15 protein-coding genes are annotated in these 23,580 nt (G+C 57.8%); 3 read left to right on the top strand and 12 right to left on the bottom strand.

All coding sequences use genetic code 11. The features are described 5' to 3' along the window. Positions 1 to 25 precede the first annotated feature (25 nt). Positions 26 to 1,180 carry a tRNA guanosine(34) transglycosylase Tgt gene (gene tgt, locus VO84_RS12415; protein ID WP_058187917.1) on the top strand — a complete coding sequence of 385 codons (1,155 nt, stop codon included), beginning with the start codon at positions 26 to 28 and terminating at the stop codon, positions 1,178 to 1,180. A gap of 67 nt (positions 1,181 to 1,247) precedes the next feature. Here tgt and VO84_RS12410 read toward each other — a convergent pair whose 3' ends face one another. The 4 genes from VO84_RS12410 to VO84_RS12395 form a co-directional block, all read right to left on the bottom strand. Beyond that, on the bottom strand, positions 1,248 to 1,583 hold the full coding sequence (locus VO84_RS12410) for a hypothetical protein (RefSeq protein ID WP_058187915.1): 336 nt from the start codon (positions 1,581 to 1,583) through the stop codon (positions 1,248 to 1,250). 102 nt (positions 1,584 to 1,685) lie between these two features. Further along, positions 1,686 to 3,809: a tetratricopeptide repeat protein gene (locus VO84_RS12405; RefSeq protein ID WP_058187914.1), complete on the bottom strand. Its 2,124-nt coding sequence runs from the start codon at positions 3,807 to 3,809 to the stop codon at positions 1,686 to 1,688. 157 nt (positions 3,810 to 3,966) lie between these two features. After that, a complete protein-coding gene (locus tag VO84_RS12400; RefSeq protein ID WP_058187912.1) occupies positions 3,967 to 5,055 on the bottom strand; it encodes an alpha/beta hydrolase fold domain-containing protein in 1,089 nt (362 codons plus the stop codon). A 151-nt stretch (positions 5,056 to 5,206) separates the two neighbouring features. Beyond that, positions 5,207 to 5,746: a sigma factor-like helix-turn-helix DNA-binding protein gene (locus tag VO84_RS12395; RefSeq protein WP_058187910.1), complete on the bottom strand. Its 540-nt coding sequence runs from the start codon at positions 5,744 to 5,746 to the stop codon at positions 5,207 to 5,209. A 735-nt stretch (positions 5,747 to 6,481) separates the two neighbouring features. On the opposite strand from VO84_RS12395, the gene VO84_RS12390 reads away from it, so the two are divergent. Continuing rightward, positions 6,482 to 7,186 carry a helix-turn-helix domain-containing protein gene (locus VO84_RS12390; protein WP_058187908.1) on the top strand — a complete coding sequence of 235 codons (705 nt, stop codon included), beginning with the start codon at positions 6,482 to 6,484 and terminating at the stop codon, positions 7,184 to 7,186. A 441-nt stretch (positions 7,187 to 7,627) separates the two neighbouring features. Next, entirely contained in the window at positions 7,628 to 9,841 is a 2,214-nt protein-coding gene (locus tag VO84_RS12385) for a TonB-dependent receptor domain-containing protein (RefSeq protein WP_197414009.1), read from the top strand. 75 nt (positions 9,842 to 9,916) lie between these two features. Here VO84_RS12385 and VO84_RS12380 read toward each other — a convergent pair whose 3' ends face one another. The 8 genes from VO84_RS12380 to VO84_RS12345 form a co-directional block, all read right to left on the bottom strand. After that, positions 9,917 to 11,683 (bottom strand): tetratricopeptide repeat protein, encoded by a 1,767-nt coding sequence (locus VO84_RS12380; protein WP_058187906.1) that lies wholly within the window; start codon positions 11,681 to 11,683, stop codon positions 9,917 to 9,919. Positions 11,684 to 11,720: 37 nt separating this feature from the next. Beyond that, on the bottom strand, positions 11,721 to 13,127 hold the full coding sequence (locus VO84_RS12375) for a chitobiase/beta-hexosaminidase C-terminal domain-containing protein (protein ID WP_058187905.1): 1,407 nt from the start codon (positions 13,125 to 13,127) through the stop codon (positions 11,721 to 11,723). Positions 13,128 to 13,194: 67 nt separating this feature from the next. Then, positions 13,195 to 13,638: a hypothetical protein gene (locus VO84_RS12370; protein ID WP_058187904.1), complete on the bottom strand. Its 444-nt coding sequence runs from the start codon at positions 13,636 to 13,638 to the stop codon at positions 13,195 to 13,197. 66 nt (positions 13,639 to 13,704) lie between these two features. Further along, positions 13,705 to 14,925 (bottom strand): S1C family serine protease, encoded by a 1,221-nt coding sequence (locus VO84_RS12365; protein WP_058187903.1) that lies wholly within the window; start codon positions 14,923 to 14,925, stop codon positions 13,705 to 13,707. A gap of 9 nt (positions 14,926 to 14,934) precedes the next feature. Continuing rightward, the gene (locus VO84_RS12360) at positions 14,935 to 15,642 is read right to left on the bottom strand and encodes a nucleotide exchange factor GrpE (protein WP_058187902.1); all 708 of its coding nucleotides are present in this window, start codon (positions 15,640 to 15,642) and stop codon (positions 14,935 to 14,937) included. A gap of 4 nt (positions 15,643 to 15,646) precedes the next feature. Continuing rightward, positions 15,647 to 18,367, bottom strand: coding sequence for an Hsp70 family protein (locus tag VO84_RS12355; RefSeq protein WP_058187901.1), 2,721 nt, complete (start codon positions 18,365 to 18,367; stop codon positions 15,647 to 15,649). Beyond that, a complete protein-coding gene (locus VO84_RS12350; RefSeq protein ID WP_157439860.1) occupies positions 18,360 to 20,000 on the bottom strand; it encodes a hypothetical protein in 1,641 nt (546 codons plus the stop codon). The genes VO84_RS12355 and VO84_RS12350 overlap by 8 nt, the downstream gene beginning before the upstream one ends. Then, entirely contained in the window at positions 19,997 to 23,578 is a 3,582-nt protein-coding gene (locus tag VO84_RS12345; RefSeq protein ID WP_058187899.1) for a hypothetical protein, read from the bottom strand. The genes VO84_RS12350 and VO84_RS12345 overlap by 4 nt, the downstream gene beginning before the upstream one ends. Positions 23,579 to 23,580: the final 2 nt, after the last annotated feature.

Below are 23,580 nucleotides of genomic sequence, written 5' to 3'. Positions count from 1 at the left end.
CGACGCAGACCGATAGAATTACAGTGTGGGACTCAAGTTCAATCTCTCGAATACAACGGAAGCGGGCGGGCGGCGCGCGCAGATCGATCTGCCGCATCGGCGGGTGGAAACCCCTGTGTTTATGCCAGTGGGAACAGCCGGCACGGTGAAGGCCGTTCCGCAAAATGTGCTGGAAGAGCTCTGTGCGGAGATCATTCTCGGCAATACCTATCACCTCTATCTGCGCCCCGGGCATGAGCCGATAAGGCGCATGGGCGGATTGCACAAGTTCATCAGCTGGGACCGCGCGATGCTTACCGATTCCGGCGGCTTTCAGGTCTTTAGCCTGAGCGCGCTGCGCAAGGTGACGGATGAAGGCGTGAGATTCCGCTCGCATCTCGATGGAAGCAGCCATTTCTTTACGCCAGAACATTCGATGGATGTGCAGATTGCTCTGGGCGCGGATATTGCAATGGCGTTCGATGAATGCACGGAGTATCCGGCGGAACGCACCCGCGCGGAAGAAAGCCTGCGGCTGACGATGGCCTGGGCACGGCGATCGCTCGATCACTTTCGCGCACGACAGACGGATGTGCCGTGGTACGACGAGGGCGATTCCAAACTTGGGGGCCGCACGCAAAGCCTCTTCGGCATTGTGCAGGGTGGCATGTATCGAGACCTGCGCAAAGAGAGCGCGGAGCGGCTGATGGAGATGGACTTTGATGGCTACGCTATCGGCGGGCTGAGCGTGGGCGAGCCACGCGATCTGACGCTGGAGATGATCTCCGAGGTGTTGCCACTGCTGCCAAAGGACAAACCTCGCTATGTGATGGGCGTGGGCTATCCGGATGAGATTGAGCAGTACGCAAAGATGGGCGTGGACATGATGGATTGTGTGCTACCCACACGTGCCGCACGCCATGGGCTGCTCTTTACGAGCGAAGGGCGCATGACGATCAAGAACAAAAAGTTTGCCGAAGATCAGAACCCGCCTGATCCCAACTGCGACTGCATGGTGTGCCGGCGATACACGCGCGCCTATCTGCGGCACTTGATGCAGGCGGGCGAGGCGCTTTCGGCCACGCTCAATTCGATTCACAATCTTGCGTACTATCTGGGCATCATGAAGCGCGTACGCGCGGAGCTCGAAACAAAAAATGGAGAGTCTGGTTCAACACCCGGCTCTCCCGTTGCGAGTTGAAATTTGCAAACTGCTCCATCACATAGCGCCATAGACCAGAGATGTCACGGCGGCTACGACGTGAACCTTATTCGCCATAGTAGCGATTTACGCCCTTCGAGTAGCCGCGAATAAAGGCTTCGCGATAGGAATCCAGCAAACCCGCTGGAATATCATGCGGATGGCGATACTCGTCGCGATTCTTGGGATCCGGCTTACGGTGGTTTTCGTGGTCCTTGCGCGCGCCTTCAACGCCTTCATGGAACCCGCGGCGCTGAATGTCGTTGAAGTCGGAAGGAGGCGCATCCCATCCCTGCTGTTGGTTTGGCGGTTGACTGTGGGCCGGTGAGGGACACGCCATAAGGAGCGCGAGCGCCACGAGCGATAGCGAAAACTTATTGAGAACCAATCGATTCAGAGTCATATGTCGTTCACCTCTATATAGGAGCAGATGCGGTCATTGAAATAAATATCGTGAGTAGTAATTGAGGCACGAACTCACTCAGCACAGGCCACATCCACGAATTCAGGATAAAAATTCATCCCGACAAGTCAGATGCTTTGCTACGCGGCGAAGGATGCTTTTCCAATCGTCCTGCTGCGGTTGGCGAAAGAGGCGCGCGGTGGGATACCACGGAGTTGTCTCGGTCTGCTGCATCCAGCGCCAATCAGAGAGCCAGGGCAACAGAATCCAAACTGGTTTTGCCATCGAGCCGGCCAGATGCGCAATAGATGTGTCCGTGGTGATGACAAGATCAAGCGTGGAGATGAGAGTAGCTGTGTCCGCCAGATCGCGATCATTGCTTACGCCGTCCGCAATACGAATCTCCGGCGAGAGCGCGGCAAGCTGTGCGACAGCCTCGCCCTTCTGCAGTGAGATCCAGTCGATGCCCGGCGTCTCAAGCAGAGGCTGCAATGTGGCCAGCGTTGTCGAGCGGCGCGCGTCAGCCTTGTAGCGCGGATTGCCTGCCCATGCGATGCCAATTCGCGGATAACCGCAGTCGCCGTCTGGGAACGGCATAGCATGCGCCTCGATGTCCTTAAGTGCGGCGCTCAAGTAGGCAGCTTCCCATGGAACCGTATCGACGGTGGTGCCGAAGAGCGCAGGCAGGCTCATCAGCGGGCACTCTAGATCGAAGTCAGATGGTGCGGCGCCGAGTAAGCAAACTTCAGCATCGCCTGAGCGGACAATTGCAAGCGAGCGTATAAGACGTTCGACGCGGGCCTGCACCTGTAGAACAGGAAAACCTCCATGCGCGGCGATCAGCGCAGCGTAGCGGCAGAACTGGATGGTGTCGCCCAGCCCCTGCTCGGCGTGAAGAAGTACACGCTCGCCGTGCAACGGGCCACTGAGTAATCGCTCGCGCGTCAGGCGCGGACGATTCAAGATGCACGGCTTGCGATGAACTTCTCGGAAGCGCCAACGAGCCTCATAATTAGCCCAACCTTCAGCCCATTGGCCAGAACGAATCTGCGTAAGCGCAAGGTTGTACTGCATGCCCGGATTGACCGGATCCGCGTCAGCGGCGCGGCGGTGCGCGTCAAGTGCTTCTTCCACGCGTCCGAGGTCGAGCAGCGAGTTTCCGCGATTGGAGACGGCCTGTATGCTTCCGAGAGCTTCCGCGCGATCGAATGCGGAGACAGCTTCAGCAAAGCGGCCTTCATTATGAAGCAGTATGCCCTGCATGTTCACGACTTCAGGATGCTCGGCCTCGCGACTTTGCGCCTTGGCCAGCCACTCCCACGCGGTCTTGAGATGCTTTTGCGCAACGTACAACTGCGCCCAGGCAATATGTGTTTCCACGCGATCAGGATCAAGTGAATCGGCGCGCTGCAGGCACTGCTCCGCTTCTTCCATACGGTTCTCACTGCGCAAGAAAACGGCGAGACTGACCCAGCCGGCGATAAGATCGGGGCGCAGCTCGACTGCGTGACGCAGCGCGGCTTCGGCATAGAGATCGCTTCCCTTGTCGCGAAGAAGACAGCCGAGATTCATCCATCCAGCGGCAAAATCGGGCCGCAGCGAGATGGCGCGACGGTAACGGCGCTCGGCTTCCTCCATGCGGCCAAGACGCGCGAGAGCAAAGCCTACGGCAAACTCCCCTTCCGGCAGCCGGCGGCTGCATGCAAGCGCTTGCTCATAGTGGACGAGAGCTTCCGCAAAACGGTCAAGACAGCCAAGGGCGTGGCCGAGCCCCATGCGAGAGGCAAGAAGCGAGGGATCGCGCTCGAGCGCAAGTGTGAAATGCGGGAGCGCGTCTTCCGGCTTGCCGGCAGCGATCTCCAACTCTCCCAGGCCGGTGTGCGCGAGAGCATTGCCGGAATCAAGACGCAGCGCGGAGCCATACGCATCTCGCGCAGCATCGCGCTGACCGGCGGCGCGCAGAGCCTGACCAAGCACAACCCACGCATGCGACATAGCCGGCGCAACCGTAACAGCGGCCTGCGCCATGCGGACAGCCGCATCAGGCTGACGACTGGCAAGCGCGATCAGGCTCATGCCCGCAAGCGCTTCAGCGTGGCGTGGATTGTGAGCAAGAATCTGCTGGTAGCACTGCGCAACCTCACGCAAACGCGTGGTGAGCTGCGGCGCCTGATTTGCGCGCTGATTCAGCTTTTGTAGAGGCGGGTGCTGGGTCTGCGCAATCACGACACGAATCCTGTGGGCTTAATTCCTATGCCCTGGTTCGCACGCTATGAGGCGTACGACAGAGATTCAAGGACAATTACCTTTTTCGTGATCGAGGAACCGCAGATGTTTCCTGAATATGTACTCGTGTTGATTCGGGAATCTTGAATTGGCCGCGCTATTTCTTCAGAGCTTTTACAAAATAGTCGGCCATCATCTGGTTGGCTTCAATCGCTTCCGGCAGGCGCGGATCATACCAGAAGGCATGCGGCAGCGCATCGAAGACGACAAGGCGCACGTCAATACCCGCCCGCAGAAAGGCGCGGTGAAGGTTGGATGTGCCGCTCAGCAGAATATCGCGGCCGCTGGTGATGAAGAGCGTTGGCGGCAGGCCATGCAGATCCGCATAGATGGGCGAGAGAACCGGATCCTTCAGATCGGTTGAGCCTGCGTACGTATCACCATGGTGGCTGGGATCGGGCGGGTCGAGATGGCCGGAGAAACCGCGCAGAGCGTAGATGGCGGTCGAGTCGCCGGCGCGCGCGAAGTCTCCCATGCCGCTGAAGATGCCGAGTGCCGCGGGCTGGGGAAGGCCGAGTTGCTTGAGCTTCACCGCAACTTCAGCCGTGAGAATGGCTCCTGCCGATGTGCCATACATGATGATGTGGTCCGGCTTATAAGTCTTGAGCAGCTCTTTGTAAACGGCCACGGAGTCATCCACGGCTGCGGGAAATGGAGACTCCGGCGCGAGACGATAAAGGACCGCGACGACCTTGATTTTTGTGTAGCCAGCGATGGGAATCGATTCGGTATACGAGCCGGAATCGGAGTTAAAGCCGCCGCCATGCAGGCAGAGCAGCACCTTGTCTTTGTTGACTTCGGGCATCCCCTCCGGCGTGACGATGTGCACTGGAACGCTTGCGATCTTGTCGTCGACAAGCGTATTGGGCAGCAGGTGCGACCATGCGACGCGCGCCCGCGCGGTGTATTCATCGGTGAGCTTGCGGCGATCGGCGAGCGACTGCGGCGGACCCTGATCAAGATCCACATGGCCAAGCATCAGGCGGGCCTGCGGGCTCAGGTCTTCCGGCACGGGAATCACGCGCGTGATATGCGCGGTGCCTTGCGCATCAATGAAGCTGGTGTCGCGCTTGGGAGCATCTGCTTCTGTGGTTGGCGCGGGTTGCTGCGCAGAGAGAAGAGATGGCACAAGCAGGACGGGCGCAAGCAAGCTCAGGCGAACAACGGAACGAGAAAAAATGCGCATGGTATGCCTCGGGACGAATTCGGTTCGCCTTCTGAGAGAGCGCTTGCGGAAGGCCCTGTCCACGATAACAGAGGGGATTACCAAGGGGTCCATACGACGACAAAATGGGGCGCAGAGCGCGCCCCATTTGCTTTTTCACCTTCGCGCGGCTTCAGTAGGTGAACTGAAGCAGGTCCGAGTCGAGAAGCACTCTCGTCATGCGGTCCAGCGCGTCGGGCAGTTTGTAGTTCACGGCGCGAATGCTTATTCCAAGCATGTCCGCGACCTCAGACTGCGTGTACTCCTGAAGCACGATCCGGTTGAGGAGGATGCGCTCCAGAGCGGAGAGCTTGCCCAGGCAGGCTTCCACGTCGAGAACGAAGATGACGGCATCCTCAAAGGTGCGGAGGCGGCGGTGAGAGACGTTTCCACGTTCAACCGGCTCTGTCATAGCCGATGGCGTGCGTGCCACCTGCATGGAGACATACAGATAGCGCCGGAGAAGGCTCTCGGTATGTTTCCTGTAGAAGGCCAGGCTGGCCGATGGGCCTTCCTGCTCTGATTCCTCCTCAGCGTCTTCCGCAAAATCCACCTGCAGTGACGCCGGTAACTCTTCCTCCTGACTGCTGACTAAGTTTGTTTCTTCTTCCGGCCAGTATGCCGGAGCTGTAGCGGCTCTCCAGACGATTGGAAATTGCAGGGCTGCGCTCATCGCACACCTCCTGCTGCTTCCGCCACTGCCCAGACGCTGAGCACCGGCTTCCGCACCGGACGTCCACGCCTCTTTCTGCTTTCAGGCGCGGGAAAGTCCAGAAGTTTTGTCTCACAAGATCTGCAATAAACAGTCCCAAGGTTTTGAGTACGATACCAAAGGCAACCGCACCCTTCGCAAACTTTCAATTGCACGCGCAGTTCCATGACCAGTTCTCCGTAGGTCGAGCACCCAGCTGAATCTAGTTGTTCGGTTTGTTTGCCGGGGTAGAGGGAAACAGCCAATGCGACTCGGGATTCTAACGGCCCGATGGGGGAACGCTGGCGGCTTTCTCTTGTTGAATGTCATGACCAATAGCGCGCAGTATCTGGTAAATCCGCATAGCCGACCCGCAGCACCGCGACCGGCCTGAAGGCAGAGAGTTGATTGCCGGATGGTTGCGTCACCCTCCGGCGTTCTTCTATCGGGCCGCTCCAGAGACAAATGGAGAACAGACCGCTCGACTTCGCGGATGCGAATCATATGCACGTGGTAGCACCACAAGCCTTTATGAGGTAAGTAGCGCTACTCTAAAAGCCAGTATCCCCAGCGTCAACAGCGCCAGGCCGAAATCTTTCCGCCACTTCTCTATGCGCAGCGGTTCCGCTGACAATAAAGGGAAATCGGCCCGCACAGGTTTTCCTACAGCAAAGGAGAGACCTTTTCTCCTATTGCTGGCGGCGGATTTTCAACAGGATGAACTTCACCCAAATGCACGAGCGCCTCCGCATGGAATTGCAGCGGAGAATACAACGGGGCACTCTCAGCGTCTCCCTCCTTGCTCGGCAAACGGGATTCGGACAATCACACCTGTCCAATTTTCTGCATGGAAGACGGCAGCTTTCGCTGGAAGCGATGGATCGCATTCTGGCTGCGCAGAGTATGTCCGCCGCCGATCTGCTGGCCACCCCATCGCGGCGCATGGAGTATCGCGAAGGCGAGGAGAGCGGAGCTGTGCCTGTGGTATCGCATACAACCGCACTCTTTGAACCGCATGTGCGTCCTTCCGCTGTGCAATCTATGCTGCACCTGCCGGGCGGTATGCTGCGCGCCGCGCCGTCGCGCCCTGCAAAGTCGCGTCAAGCCTGGCAGCGGTTCGTGGTCGTGGCCATCTCCGCGCAGGAGGCGCAGGCCATGGAGCCGCTGGTGCTGGCCAATGCGCTTGTGCTGCTGGATCGGCATTACAACTCCCTTCTGCCTTATCGCGCCAACCGGCCCAATCTGTATGCCGTGCGGCACGATGCCCGGCTCAAGCTGCGCTATGTGGACTTTCAGCTCAACCGGCTTGTGCTGCGTCCGCACAGCATCGCGTTTCCGGTGGAGTTGATCGAGGTGGGAGTGAATGAGACACCGAACGATCTGATCGTGGGCCGCGTGGCGCTGATCCTGAATGAGCCGTAGAAGCCTGCAGTGACTCGGCTCGTGTCACGCCTGTCAAACCCCATCCGATCCTTTCGGGTTCGATCGTTCCGATCCAAGGCGGCAGGGAATCTGAGATTTTTCTAATCGGTCTACCCGCGGTGTGGCACTCCATGCGCATCACGCATGGACAAGTCTGCTTTCCGCCAAAACATACAAATCCATAAACAAGCGGCGGACCAGCCTTCATTGATCAGATGCAGCGTCATGCCTGCGCGTCCTGCGCGGGCCACACGAAATCTGTGCCCAAACGCCGAGCCTTGCCTTCCGGCCAAAGTCATCCGTGTGCCTTCGTTTTCGCTGCGTGCCTTCATACAAGCTCCTGCGCGCCCCCGTGCGCCAGACAAGGAAACGAGGATTGCCATGCGTCCGCAAAATTTCTCTCTGCCTTTGTATTTCGCACTTCTTTCCTGTGCCATCCCGATGACTTTCGCAACCGCGCAGGACATACAGCCAAAGCCACGGAACGTCGCCTACAACGCACTGGGAGACAAAGCTGTCCCGGCCTCGCACGATGCAGCGCCTCAGCCCGCAGCATCGGGAGAGGCTGCTTCGCCGGCCACGGCTAAGCGCGCTATTGGAACAGTCACCAGCAGCGTAGAGGTACACGCCGTCGATCTCTCCGACCTCAATATCGCTCCGGCGCGAGAAGCAGTGCGAGCCGATATTCAGTCCTCAGCCGGAACCTACGGCGATTTCTCGCGCTATCTCCTGATGATGCCCGGGGTTTCCGGCAGCGCCAACTCCGATTCCATGAATGACATCCTCGTTCGCGGCGGGCATCCTTCAGAGAATCTCTATGTGATAGACGGCTTCGAGACGCCATATATAAATCACTTTGCCGTGGAGGGGACAACGAGCGGTTTCACGCCCATGCTCAACACCAGCTCGATTGACAAGGTATCGCTGCAGCCGGGCTTGTATGACTCACAGTATTCCAGCCGTCTCTCCTCCCTCATCGATATACAGACACGGCACGATGAAGCGCTCGAAACGAGCGAGGTCAGCGTTGGCATCGCGGGACTGGGCGGATTCTGGGAGCGGCATCTTGGCGAGCGCGGCAATCTGCTACTCTCCGCCGATCGCAGCCTGATGAATCTGGCTACCAGCGATCTGGGACTGGATGGCGTTCCGATCTTCACGAACGGCATGGCGCATCTGGAGTGGTCTCCGGATGCGGCGGATCATCTCTCATTTCTTAATTTGAGCGGCGCCGATTCGATTGCTATTATGCCCTGCGCAGGCGATCACCTGGAGTCACTCTACATCGACACGGAGTACGGCGGGATGCGTTCCACAAGTGGATTTACGTGGCTTCATACGCATGATTCGACCACGGTTTCGAAATTCACGGTGGGTTATGCTTCGCAGGGACTCGAGATCAATCAACAGGATCAGCTTGTAAACGGCGTATATCAGCGGGCCTCCGGAGCGCAGAATTGCCAGACGCCGACCGCTCCGGTCTATGCGGAAAACACCGTGGACCGCATGACGACTCTCGCCTACAACCTACGCCACGACGTGCATAAGTGGCTGCTCTCGGTCGGATCGACGAGCGAGATTGTCAATCTCAACTACGCGGTGAGCCAGCCTGCGGGAACGCAGTCTCCGTTCAATCCCGACCCAACGTGGAGTGACGCCGACAGCTTTCAGAGTTCTCCGCTCACAACGCAGACAGGCAGTTACGCCGAGTTAGCCGGACCGCTTGGTCTGCGCTGGACGGCCGCTGCCGGAATGCGTGTAGAGACCTATGGTATGACTCATGCGAGCGCGCTTGAGCCACATGCCGGAGCGGGATTCCGCATTAATGATCATCAGGCAATTCATGCTGCGTGGCGTCGTTCAGCGCAGCTCCCTGCGTATATCGATCTGCTGAGCTATTCGCAGAATCAGCTTCTCAAGCCTGTCGGCGTGGATCAACTATCGGCGAGCGGCAATGTGTGGAGTACAAGCGCGCTGACGTTCAGCGTGGAAGTTTATCGGAAGCGCTACTTTAACGAGCCGGTGAGCACGCAGTATCCAAACCTCATGCTGGCTAACATGATCTACACGCCGGGCGAGCAGTTTGTTTGGCTGCCGCTTGCCTCATCCGGCAGCGGTAAATCGAGCGGAATTGAAATAATGCTGCGCGGGCACTTCGCCTCGCGCCTCTCCGCACTTGCTTCCTTTACTTACTCGCGATCGAAGTATGCCGCGCTCGATGGCGTGCTGCGCTCAGGCAATTACGATATTCCGCTCATAGGCCATGCGCTTGTGAATTATCGCCTGCCCGGCGAGTGGAACCTCTCCGTGCGCGACAGCTACACCACGGGGCGGCCATACACGCCTTATGACATTCCGCTCTCTGCCGCGCAGGATCGCGGCATCTACGACCTGAGCCAGGTGAATGCGTTGCGCGGCCCGGCATACAACCGCGTAGATATCGCCTTTGACCATGACTTTCGTATACACCGGAGCATGTTGAATCTTTACGGCGGGGCGCAGAACATTCTGGATCGCAAAAATTTTCTAGGCTACATCTGGCTGGACCGCTGCAACCAGACTCCGGCCTGCCTGGCAAGCCTGGATGGCCTGCCCATGCTGCGGGTCAATCAGATGCCGGCGTTTCCCGTGGCCGGTGTACGCTGGCAGTTCTAGCGGTCGCCTTCTGTATGGGCTCAGGGGCTCCGGCATACGTCAATTCAGCTCCGGAGCCCAGGTACAGGGTGCACTTCAGCGCACCTGTTTTTGCCGGAAGCATGCATCCCGCAGGCCATGACTACAGGCAACTCCAAATTCATACCTGGCAAGCTTTGCGTCCCGATAGATCCCTAATCCCTTGTCGAATATCTCGCCCAGGCTGGCGCACGCGCGTGGATTTCCGGCAATGCAGGAAGCCAGAAGAGCACTTTGCACGGTGTGGTAAGTGTCTGCGGCATTGCTCCATAATGGAAGGTTTTTCTGCACTGGGAGCTTGACCAGAATCTCACAGGCAATGAGGTTCAGACCCTGACATTGCGAGGCGTAGGCTATGTACGCGTCTTCGGAGTATGGTTCCGCGATAAAAGTGACGTTGTCATGCAGGACGTTAAGTTCCTTACAGGCGTCGTCGTCCGGCTTTTGGCAGAACTTGCGAAGCCCCTGACGAGCGAGGGCAAGGTCATCCGTCGTTCCGTAACCGAGCTCATAGTCAAGACCCAGATCGAAACAGCCGTCGTAGTTGTCACCCCGGCATGCTTTGCGCAGCAGTTCCAGGCCATGATTGAAGTCCTGTTGCGCGTCGAGGGAGTAGTTTTCGCCAAGCGTGTTGCAGGCGTACGTGTTATCCAGGTCGCAGGATTTGCGAAGCTCGGCTCTTGCCTTGCTAAGATCACGCGCGCCGCCGCGAGCGAATATGGCATCTTGCGCAGCTCCGACACAGCCTATCGCGTCTTGTCCACTACAGGCCTTTTCGAATACAGCGCGCCCTTTGACGAAATCGTGTTCGTTTTCGACAAGAACGCCAAGCCACGCGCAGCCGTAGTCGCTTGCTCCGTTGCAGGCTTTTTCGAGATAGACGTGGGCCATAAGAGCGTTCGGTGATCCGCCTAAGCCGTTTGCGTAGCCTTCTCCTTCATAAGCACATCCTTCTATGTATGCGCCATTGCACGCTGTGGTGTACATCGTGAGCGCGCGAGGGCCATCCTTGTCGCCACCGAGGCCATTTGCGAGAAGATCGCCGAAATTGAGGCAGCCGCGCATCTCACCTGCGTTGCATGCCGCAGAAGTATAGGTACGAGCCTTTGTGTAGTCATGAGGCTGGTCCAGATCGCGCATGGCCATCCAGCCAACGTCATTACATGCGCGCACATCATTCGCTTTGCAGGACTGCTCGAAGAGCGCACGGGCGCGGGGATAATTACGCTGAACAGACTCCCCGGTGAGGTAAAGAAGCCCGAGTACGCGGCAGCCGACTATGTTCCCCGCATTGCAGGATGAAATGGCGAAGATAGCCGCGCCACTGTAGTTTTTTTGCTCGTAGTCAGTCTCGGCGCTTTTGCCATCCGATTCTGCCTGTTGCCGTGTCTTCTGCGTGGCAGCATCACGGATGGCCTTGTCCTGTTGCTCCTGTCTATCTCTCGCGGCTTTAAAACGGGCCTCCCGTGCCGGACCAAGAAACATGTGCTGGGTCACCGGAGTTGTATCGGTCGCAGTGAATTCGCGCGTCGCATGATCCAATCCATCGAGAGACTCCGCAGTGACCGTATGCTTGCTGATACGGATTCGCGCAGTATCTGACTGACCGCGGAGGGTAGCCTGGAGAATTCCGTCCAGACTCCACTTGCAGGGCATATCGCAGGTGACAGTGAGAACCAGGTCCTGCGGGTGATTGCCTGGCGGGTGTGGATTCGACGACTTGGGATGAGGATCGATGGTGGGTCCTTCATCCTGCGCGTGGGCGAGGGAGCCGCCGAGCGTAAGCAGAACGAGAACGAAGGCGAATACGTATTTATTTGGCATTGCCGGCTCCTGAGTTCGGGGGCCCAAATGGAAGTGCTTATGGAAGACGTCGCAGCGCATTGCAGCCTTTGTCGTTTCCGCTGTCGCAGGCCCTTTTATAAGAATCGCGAGCCTCGGAGGTCATTCCCACGCGCTCATAGATAGCGCCTAGATTGGTGCAGCCTGTGGCAATGCCCGCATCGCAGGCTTTCTGAAAGTAGACGTGTGCCGCAGCATTATTCGCTCCGAACAGGCCCTGGCCTTCGGCATACATGGCGCCGAGATAGTTGCAGGCCAGGGAAAAATTTCCGTCACATGCTGCCTTCAGCGGCTCGCGCGCCTGCATGTATCTTCTGTGGTCGTAGAAGTACTTGCCCCGGTTAAAACTGCCTTCCGCATCGCTTATGTAAACAGTTCTCTCGGCCACATTGCTGGTGGTGTGCCCTGATGCCTTAGCGATGGCGCGGACGGTCGTTCCTCCGGAAAGTCCACCGACTCCGTTGTAGTTGTCATAACGCAAGGATGAAGTAGTCGGCGTTGATCCGTCGGTGGTGTAGTAAATCGTCGCACCGCCCGTCGCGTCGCTGAATTGTATGACATGCCCCCACGCCGTGTTGTTCTGTTGAATCTGCGGCGTAGCTGTCTTTGAAGGCCACACTGCAATGACCGTAACGACGAGGATGGCGGCAACGGCCGCGCCGACAAAGACCTTGAGCCAGCTTTTATTGCCGGCATTCTTCTTCTCGTTAGTACCGCCGAAATGATTTACGTGGGCCTTCAAAATGATCGTGCTGGGCGGGCGCATCAGTCCCCGAATGGTGACCGATGCGATGGTTCCGTCTTCGCGTCCGGCCTCGTGAATGGATCGCAAAGACGTGTGCCGCAGGTCATCCAATCGGGCGCCCTCTTTCGGCTCGATGAACTTGAGACCCGCCAGGGAGACCATTTCCTTAAGCGCAGACTGCAGCGAGGAATTCTGTCTGTTTTTGTCGAACCGATTGTCAGCGACCTGAATCAAGGCCTCAAGAATGTGTGCGGAATTTTCATTGAAGAGCTCGGACAGTCTGCGGGAGCGGATCTGTGCTGCATCTTCGAGCTCTTTTGCCCAGATATTTACCTGCTCCGGTAAGACGAGCCCAGCTGCTTTGCAGCGCTTGAGAGCGTCAAGAAAAACCGCAGTTGGATTCGCGGGCTTGGCGGATAGAGATTCGAGAGCTGCAGAAAGCAGATCGCGAGCCGCAGCCTCTGAGGAAGCGACAAGATAGAAGCGCCCGTTTGCAGTGAATTTCTCCGCTTTCAGAGTTTCAGCCACGGCAAGCAGCGCTTTTGTCTGGGTTGCGCGGCGGGAGGGATCGAACTGGATGGGAGCGAGCCAGACCTGCGCGCCATTGGCCTCATCCATGGCGGCGATGAGCTTCGAAGGCTCCTCACGCAGAATCCGGAACCGGTAAAGCCGGTCAATCATGCAGTCGTTCCCCCAAAATGCGCCCTCATGCGAGCGTCTTGATTCCAATTGAGCAGCGCCGAGAGCGCTATCTACTGTTGGCGATGATAAATATCACAACGAGCACCGCGGCTGCAGCCAATGCAACGAGCAGAAAAATACGAACGCGGTCGGACTTGGCTGGTTGCGGTTCAGTGGTATCCTCCAGGTCACTTTTCCTAATATGATCCTGGTCGCTGATCTCCGGTTTCGTTTCATCCACGATGGATATGCAGGCAAGGGCGTCCGTCAGCAGATCGAGAGCCTCAGCTTCTGAGGAGGCGACAAGATAGAAGTGTCCGTTGGCGGTGAAATTTTCCGCTTTCCGCGACTCAGCGATAGCAACAAGCTCCTCCGTCTGGATTGCGCGTCGGTCAGGGTCGAACTGAATGGGAGCAAGCCAGACCTGCGCGCCATCTGCCTCATCCATAGCAGCGATGAGCGGCGAAGGCTCCTCACGCAGAATCCGGAACCGGTAGAGCCGGTGAATCATGCAATACATTCCCCTCGCGCCCTCATGCGGGCGTCTTCGGTTCAGGTTGAAGCTGCACCACAGCCGCTAGCTGCGGCTGACAACGATGGCGACAACAACAGCCGCGCCGATGACAAGAACGAACAACAGAACGATGCCGATAGGAAAACTGCGATGCCCCGACTCCCCGTGCGCTGACGCAACCGAGGATGCCATTCCGTGCGACGGCGAGTTCACGTTCACGTTCAGCTCCTGAAGAAACTCGCGCGCAACGCCGATATCGATGGCAAAGTTCAATCCCTGCGAATCAGCCTCCATGAAGGTGGCCTGGCCCACGACCTGTCCAAAGTCATTGAGCGCGGGACCGCCGCTGTTGCCGTGGTTAATGGTGGCGTCCGTCTGGATCACATGAAACCCGGCGGCCATATCGCGGATGCCGCTTACATGGCCAATGGTGAGCGAGGGCTGGAGCTTGCTCGCGTCTGTCATGTCAGGGTCCTTGAAGATCTGGCCGGGGTACCCCATGATGAGCAGATCGGAACCGACACTGACTCCGCCGGCCTCGATACCTTGCGCCAGGGGCAGCGTGGGAAGATTACTCCCCATGATTTTGAGTACTGCCACGTCCTTGCCCGGAGTGACTTCGCCCAGCTTTTTTATATCGCAGCGGCGCGTGTCAGGCTCGCCGCCCGGAGTCTTGGGAGAGAGCACGACCAGCACCTCGGTTTGGAAATTGAGGTCGGCGTCTTTGGCGTATTGCTTGAGGAGGGCAGCTCTCAGGCGGTTGGCATCGCTCTCGGAAATGGCCTCGCCGGGCAGCATACCGTCAATATTCTGCTTGATGCCGTCGACTTCATGATTGACTTCGTCGGAGAGTTTCTCAAGAACGGCCTTGGCCAGTTCCTGCTTGTCCGGCTTGACGACGTGAGCATTGGTGAGGACGTAGCCATCCGGAGTCACAATGAAGCCCGTTCCCAACATCCCGACTTCCGTCTTAACGGAAAAAGTATCATCTCCTTCGCGAAGATAATCTTCCGGGCTGTCGAGAAACGTCTGCACATATTTTTCCTGCATGTCCTTATCGGTGTCGCCGGCGCGGAATCGTGCAGAGGCATCCGTCTTGAGATGGTTTGTATTGAGGGCTAAGTTGGGAATCGTTCCGGTGGCATTGACCTTGGTAAAAATAAGCACCGTGGCGGACTTGGCCCTTTCCGCAATCTGCATCGGCGTGAGGGATACCGGCGCAGTGCGGCAGGCGGAGAGAAACATAAGCCCGATGAGACCCGGAAGAAGCCATCTGCGATTCATATCTACCCCTCAGCTGAAGAGATTTACGTGAGCTTTCAAAATCACGGCGCCAGGCGGCCGCATCAGTCCGCGGATAGCGACAGATGCAATAGCGCCGCGTTGACGGTCCGGCTCGTGAACGGCCTGAAATGCCTTGTGCAGCCGGTCATTCCTGGGGTCGCCCGTATTCGGAACGATAAATTCAAGGCCCGCCAGCGCAGCCATCTCATCGAGTGCATCCTGCAGCGCCAAATTCTGCCGTTTTACGTCGACCTGATTGTCCGCAACCTGAATCACGGCCTTAAGGATGTTCGCGGAATTATCCCGGAAGATCTCCGGAAGGCGGCGGGACTGCTTTTGAAGCGCGCTGTCAATCTCATTCGCCCAGGCGTTTACCTGATCCTGGAGCCGAAGTCCAGCATCCTTACAACGTTGAAGTGCGTTGAGAAAAATATCAGCCGGATGCAGGGGCGGTGCTGGCACGCCCGACGGAGAAGAATTAGCCAAGCCGGGTGCAACCATCGCGGGATGCCCAGCAAGACGTTTGATCTCAGTTTTGAAACTCGTTGAGGCAGCAGTAATGCCGAACATGGCGACTGCGCTCTGGAAGGCGGCAAAGCGCGTCTGCATAGCCTGGGCACGTGAAATGGTCTCGCTGAGACGGACGAGAATCAGCACGGCGAGCACGATTCCACACACCGGCAACACGACTGCGGCAATGGAAATGAGGGCATTCATTCCACTAATCCTTTGGCCGGCTATCTTCACCTTCGCGATGGAAGGCAATCTGCTCCCCGCGAGGGCCAATCGCAGAGACTTTGAGCTGAAAATCCTTGAGAACAAGCCGAAGCGTCCAGGGCTTGCTATCGGCTGAAGGCGCGGACCGCTCCGGAATCCATGTTCCCAGCTTTGTGAGCAGCTTCTTGCTCAGGGCTGAGTCGATATCCTCGCCGCTGAGTGCAAGATTCTCCCAAAGCGCGATTTTTTCCTCTCCAAACCAGTAGCCGGGAAGCTCCCGGAGCAGTCCATCGACAGGAACTTCCGTATTGACGGGCAGGATGGCGCGGAAGAGGCGCGTGACAACGTCAAAGACGCCGATGCTCGATGTAGTGCGCTGCGCTCCGGAAGGAAGGACAAGGCGGCGTGCCGTTCCCGACCGCATGGAGATAGAGAGACAAGCTCCCGCAACAACGCATTCCTTGGGATTTCTCGCCGGAATGATCGTCACTTTCGGGAATGCTTTTCGAATGGTTTCTTCTACAACGGGCAAAAGAGATGTCTTTCCCGAAAGATGAATGTAGTCGAGAGCTAAAACCTCCGCGGTGCAGCGAAGCAATAGCTGGGCCAGCTCATCGATCTTTTCGCGCGCATGCTCAATGAAATCCGTGCAGAGATTGCGGCCTCCGGCTGCAATGAGATCAGGGATGCTGAAAGACTCATACCGCGCCACGCGCTTTTCTTCGGAATACACATGCAGATCGATTGCCCGCGAGGACTGGTCCTTTTTTGCCTCGCGGCTGAGACTCTCTTTGATGTACTCAGCGGCTTCATGCAGCGCGGACTTGTTCAGAAACGTAGCGCCTTGCGAGACGCCGCTGATCCAGCCCTGCACCACGCGAAACCCCGGCATCCTTGAAGAGAGCAAAAGATTGCAGTTGGCAAGAAGGCGTTCCTCAAGATAGGCGGTGAGATCTTCTCCACCAAAGCGCACGCCCTGAGAGTTCGCTATGCGAGGCTGAATCTCGAAACCGCTGCCGTCTTTATACTCGCGGTGAACAATGAGAATCGCGATGTCTGTGGTTCCACCGCCAAGGTCGAAGGAGGCGACAGTGAAATCGTGGCCGGGAGTTTTGGGATTGGCTACGAGATCTGTAATGAGCGGAATGACAGCGGCAACAGGCTCCTGAAGCAGCCGGATGTTTGCTTCGCCGAACGCCTGCCGGACAGCCCAGTTGAGATTCCGGAACTGATCGAGAGAGCAGACCGCTGGATGGGTGAAGATGAAGTCACGAAAGATAGCTTTTCTTTGAGACTCGGCGGTGCGGCGTATTTCGTGGAGGTAGTCGGCAGCGGCAAGCGAAACGCTGCGCGTCATCCAGTCAGCGCTCTTCTTGGGGCGCACGGGCAGCACGGCGTTTGGCTCTCCAAGCTTCTGCTTAAGCCCGCTCAGCGTGCTGGCAGACTCATCTTCATCGATGGCTGCAAACGTCTTCACTTCAGAGCCAATGCGTACTTCCGGCACAGCCGTCGAGAGATCCACATACTGGATATAAGTGGGTGAGACAGGCTGCTGATGATCAAGCGGGATCATCTCAAGGTCGCGGCCTGTTTCAACAGTGGCGCTTGTGGTGTTGCTCGAGCCAAAGTCAATGGCCAGCACACCGTCGAAGAACGGCAGTGGGCGGATGAATAGTGGAACGCGGCGGCGGGCAACAGGGATGTTCGCTTCCACATCGAGATCGAAGTGAAAGAGCTCCTGCTGTGCAAGCTTCATGCCTTCCAGGTTCAGACTGAACTCAAGTGCGCCTTCGTTGCCGCCGAGGATCTCGATCGGAAGCTTGGTCTGCAGTTGGACGATGGCCGCGGGGCAATTCTGCGGAGGTGTCAGTACGGCGGACTTCACCACCAACTTTGCGTTTCCACGGCCGCCTTCAGGGTCGTGATCGGCTTGATTGCGCAGAACAAGGCGAAGAGTCTGGCCGCCGGTCTGAAAGCGGGTTTCCGGGGCCTTGCTGCCGTCGGCCCAGGTGATCTGCGGCGGCTTGCGCTCAGAAGAACCGATCTTGACTTCGGTTTCGCGCAGTCCATGCGCGCCTTCAAATCGCACGGTAAGCGAAGCGTAACTTTTTTTGACCAGCACTTCGCTCTTCGCATTGAGCGTGAGAGCAAGGCGGCGCTCCGGGGAAGCGCGAAATGGCTGTTTGAGCGCCGTAATCACGTTCAAGCCGCCGGACGGTCCCTGGTTGACGGAATGAATGACGAGGTCTCCACCGCTGGGAGCTAATTCGATGGTGATTTGCCTCGTGGTCTGCGACTGGGAAGTCCACACCTCAACTTCCTGCGGCGTGCAGACAATCGCCGGATGCTCATCGATAATGCTCACTGCTGCTGCTGCGGGGCCAAGCGTGGTGGCAATCGCGATTTCTCCCGATTGCGGCTCGGCAAAACCGTACGTGGACGCTTCAGCCCATAGAAGGCATTGCTCGCCGGGGGCCACGGTCTGCCCGATGCACGGCTCGATGATCATCCATTGCGGCGTATGGACGGAAACGATGGAGAGCTGCGAGAGCGTGGGATTGAACAGGCGAATGCCGATCTTCGGCGCAATCTCGCCCGCCACCAGAATCGAAGGCCTCGCTATCACATCCAGCCGCGCGCAGGAAGAACCGCAATAGCCGCACCATGCGTCCTGCGGCGCGCAGAGCCAGGCCTGGCAGCTCTCACAGATGCGTGCCTCAGCCATTCTGAATTTCTCCCGCCTCGTCCAGATACCACTTGTCGCCGCGTTGCAGCAGAACCGCAGCCCTGATCAGGCGAGGCCTGCTGCCACCGGCGCTGCGGTAAGTGAAGACGCCCTCGAACTCCTGGCGAGATGAGCCGGGGTCAAAGGTGAAAGCGGGAAAAGCAAAATACGAGTCCGCATCTCCGATACTTCTGACAGCCAGAAAAGACCCGCGAATGTCGCGCACAAAACGCACCTGAGCGGAGCTGCTCGCCTTTAATGCGTCCAGATTTTCGCAGGCAAGGTCAGTGGGACTGTGATGACTGCGGAACCAGGATTCTCCGTCGCCGCCCATGGACCGCGCGCGGTTGTAGTCCTTCACAGGATCCCCGCTGGGCGCATCCGGATCAGACGCGGGCTCGGCGGCTGCGAGCCCGATGTCTGCCGGAACATTCTGCCCCGAACCGCTGCCAGTCGAGGATTCATCCAATGCCGGATTGAAAGTTGCCGGAGACGGATCATTCTTGAAAGCCCGCACGATAGGCGGAGCCGGCGGTGGTGCAGGCGTGGAAGCCGCGGCCTGACGGCGGGCCTCGACGGCAGCATCGATCGATGCTTGCGATGCCTGCGAAGACGCCTGCGCGCGCTTGTTCTGCTCCTGCTCAAAGATCGTCAGGTTCGTCATGAGTGTCTGAACCTGCTGGTTGAGCGCGCTCACTCGAGTCGACAAAGCATTCACGCTCTCAGTAGCGGAGGCCAGCGCCTGCTCCTGCGTACCGCTCAACTGAAGAACTTTGCTGTCACGCATCTTCAGCAGAATGACGATGAGGAGCACGAACAGAATCACATCGAAAAGGAGACTTGGAACTGGCGAGCTGAGCAAGGATTTATGCTCGTCTTGTTTCGTGTTTTGCTTCTGGTCAGTCACCTTGACGCCCGCATCCGCAGCGGGTGTTGTCACTGGAGTGGTCTGGGAAGCATCTGCCTGGAATCCAGTCCCGGCTGTTGCAATGGCCGGCAGGACGCCGAGGCTAAAGCCAATAGCTTTAGTTTCACTCGACTGTGAGAGCTTGTTTCCAACATCCTTGAGTTGTGCCCACGGCGCGGCAATGGTCTGAAGATCCGTTTTCAGCCCGCCAATGTCTGAGCCGTCCTGCGAGGATGCGATAAGATCGTTGCCGGCTTTCACCAGGCCTTGAAGCTTCATCGCCAAATCCTTCATAGACGACGAAAACTGACCTTTCGTGTCCTTGACGGTAAGCGGAGAACCCAGGCTCTTGATGTCTGTATTCGGGTCGCTTGTATCGGAACCTGCACAGGGGTCGCCAAACGAACGAATAATGGATTTCTTCTGTTGGTTACGAAAAGTAAGCTGGTCAATGGATGCATTCGTAAGATTGTTAATGGCGGCTTGCAGTGCGGCGGATTGAGGAGCTCCTCCATCCACCACGCGCTGCGCACTTTGACAGGCCTTTCTCGATACTGCAAGCAGTTGTTTAAGGCTGCCGGTCAGCTTAACCGCCGTGGTGCTGTCCATCGGATAACCAGGAGCGTTCACGTCCGCCGCAAACGATTGCGGCCCTGCAAAACCAAGCAGCACGAAAAGCGCCGCGAAGACACACGAATAGCGCGAGATGTGCCGGTTCGTCATCATTTGGCCAACCGTTCCGTCTCCAGCTTCTGGAGAAACGCGCGCAGTGCCTCGAAAAAGACCGGGGATCGCCTGAGCTTATCGGCCGCAAGAGATCGTTCCGGGTGCTCGCTGTTCTGGTCTGTCATCTCGCCGGCCAGCTCGTTGAGCCTGTTCTGAGCCGGACCGCTGAAACGAGCAATCTCGGTGGGAGAAAGTGAGAGATTCAGATGCACGTGGTCCAACGATTCGATGAACCGGGCAAAGACAGGCATGCTTTCATCCACCTCGACGCGCCGCTTTGCCACGTCGATCGCCTCAATGGACTCTGCCCATTGCTCCTTTGAAGCCTCCTTGCCTGAGATGGTGAACGCCTCGCCGGCCATCGGATCAGGGAACCGGTCTTCCTCTTCCTTGCTCTTTTTCGTATTCAGGTTGATCGGCATGCCTGAGGTCACCATTCCAGCGGCAACTTCTTCCTTCGGGTGCGGGCTGAGATGAACCTCGATCTTCGCGTTCAGCTCAGGCACCGCATAGCGCGCGCCGGCAAGAAAGCTCTTGGGAAAGCTCTTGTAAAAAGCTCTGTCGGGCTTGAATGCTCCCAGGCTGCACCAGTCGAAGAGCTTGGAACCATTCCCGCCGATGAAGACCGAGATCGTCTCCGGATCACGATAGAAACCATCATGCACAAGCTTGCCCACCTGCAGGCCTGCGTAAAAACCGATGCCGCAAAGCCCGATCTCCAGGATCTGGAGAAATTCAGCGACAGGAGAAGTCGTTGCCTTGGTCCCGATGTGGTTTTTCATCGTGTCGCCGTGGGCTGCAATCACGGCATTGAGGAACGCACCGGAGGCATTGTCATGCTCATGCGATCCTGAGGCTGCAAGTTTTGAAGTGTCGATGTTCTCGTCGAGTATGGTGAGTATCTTTGGCTGTTTGCCCAGCGGGTTAAGAAAGACGTCTCTGCCGGCAAAGAGAACCGAGAGATGAGCCAGAAGTGAGGGCTGCTTGTCCGCATCCTTGTGCCAGACCGCAATGTCGGTAGTTCCGCCGCCGATATCGAGCGTAACTGCGCCCTGCTGGATAACCAGTCCTTCACGCTTGGAAAAGTAGTGCGTGGCAGCCACGGCTTCCCTGCAGAGCAGCTCTTTCTGATCCGGCTCAATCGAGATGCTGGTTACGTCTTTAAGATTGCCGACGATCGTATCCCAGTTTGAAACCCAGCGTGTCCGATCCCTGCTGCCGAAGGCCGTGGGATAGGAATAACGCAGCTTGACCTTCTCTACGCCGTCCATAATCAGAAGCTCGGCCAGCGTCTGCATGCAGATCTGGGTAAGAAAACCCTGCGCCGCCTCATTCTCCTGATCGTGGCCCCACTTCATATCTGCGTGGACGGATTTGTCATCGCCCACAAAGAAACCGCTGGCGTTATTCGGCTCGGGAAACAGAACATGGCCGTCGCGCACAGTCGTCCGAGTGTTGTCCCCCGGATGGTCTTTGCTGTTCTTTGGAAAATTCTGATAGACGCTGAGAATCCTGCCCGCGTTTTCCGCCTTGGAGATACCCATCTCCTGCGGGATGAAGAGCTGGCGCGTGATACGGCCAAGAAATTGCTCGTTGCCGCCAACAGTAACCGGAAAGAGATGGCTGTTGAAGGTGACGCGCGCCGCTGCATCCGGGCTGTCGTGGCCGTCGATGCGCCGGTAGACGCTGGTGCCGGTAGTGCCGAAGTCGATGCCGACGATAGCCGTCTGGCCGCGCCCAGGGCCCTTGGTTGCCGGGGCCTTGAGAAGCAGCAGGCCTTCCGGAGGATCGCCATCAATGGAGCGAGGATCGCCGCCGCGTGGCGTGCTGCAGACAAGCACCTCCGGAAAGCTCTTCATCGGGTACAACTGGAACTGCTCGTCGCCGAGCGCAATGACCCGCTGATCTTTGTCGTCGCCATGCAGCGGCTTAACGGCGAAGGTCCGCGTATCGCTCATCCCGCGCCAGGATTCGAAGAGGTAATACTTCTTCCAGCGATTGTTGCCGTTCGTGTCGTCCTGGAAACGGAAGTCCGGCCAGATATAGATCGGCGGAATGCGGCGCAGGCGGACGATGTCCTCTTTTTTGTATGACTTTTCGATCGTGATCCTGCGCATCGGCGGCGGCTCCGCGCCTGCTACGGGAGTGCCTTTAGCCACAGTGCGCACGGCGAAAGTGAGCCCGCAGACGGCGCTGCCATCTTCCTCCCACTTCACGCGAAAACTATCGACAAGCTCATCGACGGAAAACAAATTCAGCGCGGCCGTAGTGAGCGGAAAAGCGATCTGGCGCACCACGTCATCGGATGGCGAGGATGAGTCAGCCGACTTTGCGTTATAGCAGCCGGGAAACGCGTCCTCATCTTTTTGATTGCTCTTGCCGTTACCGGGAACCTTGGGAGACCTGGGAGTCTCTTCGCAGATGATGCTGTTCTGGAAGATAAACGCCGGAGTGCACCACCTCATTCCCGAATTCCCAGGAAACTCTCCGGCGATTTTCTTGCCGGCGAGAGCTGCCGCAGCTTCCAGTGTGTAGTTGTCGTACGCAACGATCTCATTCAATGACCGGACAGGCTTATGGTCTTCGCTCAACAATGGCGCGATGAGCGGATCGATGAGCACATAACCGGTGCCTTCGTACTGTTCGGTGCCTTTAACCTTTCTAACAATCTCCAGTTCGGTCACAACGCCGCTGCTGCCGCGGTGGGCCTTAGCCAGAGACTTGAAGATCCCTTCGGCCAGCTTTAACGGCAATGCGTCGGAAATAATCTCAGGTCCGGGATCCGCGTTGGCATGCCGGTCGAGCGCAGTGGCATATTCCGCCAGCCGCTCGAGAATGATTCTGTGATACGGCGAATCGGATTTCACCACGCTGATGCTTTTTTTCAGCCGCTGTACCCATTCAGCCAGAGCCGTTCTCTCGTGATCATTGAGAATGGCGCGGTTGTTCAATTGACCGCATGGATCGACAAGTTTCTCGCCGTCAAACCAGGGCACAACCTTGGGGTCGAAGATGCCGTCATAGTGAGCGCCGGTGGCGACAAGCGTGGTCGGCGAAGTGATTCCGAAAACGCGCGGCGGCTTCATCCCGCGCGGCCTGGAGTGCGCCTTCACAAGATAAAACTTGAAGAAGCTTGTCTCCGGATCAATCTGATCCTGTTCGCCGGGCATCAGGCGCGCCAGCACGCGCGAGAAGCTTCCCGATCCCTCATCCTCCGCGCTCGACAGATCTACGAGCTTCAGGTCAAGAAAATCGAAGCGCCGGATCTCGCGGAGCCCGAAGAGCGCCAGCATGCCTCTCCACTCGCCGCGAATGGTCTCGTGCAACGGATGATCGTCTTCCTTGAGCGCACGCGCGAAGAGAAGAAACCTGCCCCAGGGATCAGGGATGGAGTGAATCTCCTGCCGCGGTTGCTTCTGCTGATCCTGCTCGACTTCATCGGCTTGCGTAGCGAGAGCGCCGGCTAGAATCTCGATGCGTCCGCGCGCCTGCTCGTCGCTCCATAAGCCCTCGCGAGCCGGCGGCACAAGCCCGTCCTCGCGGTTCTCCTTGAGTCTTGGAAGATAGAGAATAGCCATAG

Source organism: Occallatibacter gabretensis (assembly GCF_001449115.1).
GTDB classification, from domain to species: Bacteria; Acidobacteriota; Terriglobia; order Terriglobales; family Acidobacteriaceae; genus Telmatobacter; species Telmatobacter gabretensis.
This window is presented reverse-complemented; position numbering and strand designations above follow the sequence as displayed.